1 protein-coding gene is annotated in these 1,444 nt (G+C 34.6%); it reads left to right on the top strand.

Annotated elements, in window-relative coordinates:
- The coding region (locus BUB92_RS11135; RefSeq protein ID WP_200774272.1) for an Rpn family recombination-promoting nuclease/putative transposase at positions 1 to 582 on the top strand (582 nt) is incomplete at its 5' end.
- Between the last annotated feature and the right edge of the window lie 862 nt (positions 583 to 1,444).

The raw sequence follows: 1,444 nt of genomic DNA on the forward strand, positions 1-1,444 counted from the left end.
AACAAAAAAGAATTAACCCCGATAATTCCGGTTATATTTTATCATGGGGAAAAGAGATGGGAGACGGTAAAGAGCCTGGCGGATATAACCCGGGGGATAAAAGAATATCCGGAGCTAAAAGAATACCTGCCTTTATTCAAACACATCTTCTATGAACTGGGAGAACTGGAAGAGATAGAAGAGGTAGAAAACCTGGGGTTAAAAGTATTTCTTTTAAGCCTTTTGCTGGCGCGGGGATTTAAAAATCCGGAATTGCTTTTAAAGACGATTTTTCTTTATCTGGACAATATACCCGGGGATTATGAGTATTTATTTGTTGCGACGACTATATATGTATTTAATAAAATAGATATAGATTTGGAGAAACTGATGGAATACGCGAGAGAATTAAGGCTTGAGAGGAGGGAAGATCTCATGACTTTAGCGGAGAGATTGAGGAGAGAAGGGATAGAGAAAGGTATAGAAAAAGGAAAAGAAGAAGCGGCAATAAATGCGTTGAAGGAAGGATTAGATGTAAAACTTATTGCCAAATTTACCGGGCTTTCAGTAGAGAGAATAGAGGAGATAAAAAAAGAGGCTTAATTAGAAGCCAAAAATGATATTTATGCTAAAAAACACAGGAGAAGAACGAAATCGCTGCGCGATAGCATTTGATCCTATTTAAGCAAAAACAGAGCGTGTAAAATTTTAGTAGGCAGAGGGAAGTAGAGAGAAAGAGAAGGAAAAAACATTCCTGAATTTACTAAAAAATTGCTAAACTATACTATGTAAAAATAGATATATTTGTAGCCGAATTGAGTAACAAAAATGTAAAAATTCGGTTTGGTATTTCTTTAACCTTTTTTAACAGAAAGTATAATATTTTAGAAAAAAGGGAGTGTTTAAAAACATTTCCTTTTTATTTTATTATATCTATATATAATAAACGCCTTTTTTGAGGTTTAAACTGAAGTGATTATTCCGCAAAAAAGTGGCAAAAAATAACGAATACATAAAATAATATAGCCCTCTTGAAACGGGATTAATAGGGAACCCACGCTATTTAGCGTGGTGGCTTCCCTATTTTTGTGGTCAAAAATTTGCGAGGGATTTAAGTGTATTTAATTTATGGAAAAATTAATGCAAGTTTTAGTATTGTTGATGTATGAGAAGGTGTTAATTTCAGGAAGGATTAGGAAAACTGATGTAGAAATAAAATATTATGCCTGTTGTTAAGCCTGGTAGACAAAAACAGGAAACCATAGCAGGATGGGGTTTTGTCATTAGAATGTAAACGCTAACATAAAAGTGAGCCAAAAAAAGTAGAAACGCTAGCGAAAAAGTGGACTACTCTGCCAGAACAATCCCCTATCATTGAAAGTGGAACAACACAATGATTGGGGGAGATAGGAGTGATCAGAGTGGACCAATATCATCTTATCAGACATTTGTATTTAGTGGAAGG

Source organism: Thermosyntropha lipolytica DSM 11003 (assembly GCF_900129805.1).
In the GTDB taxonomy this organism is placed as follows: Bacteria; Bacillota; Syntrophomonadia; order Syntrophomonadales; family Syntrophomonadaceae; genus Thermosyntropha; species Thermosyntropha lipolytica.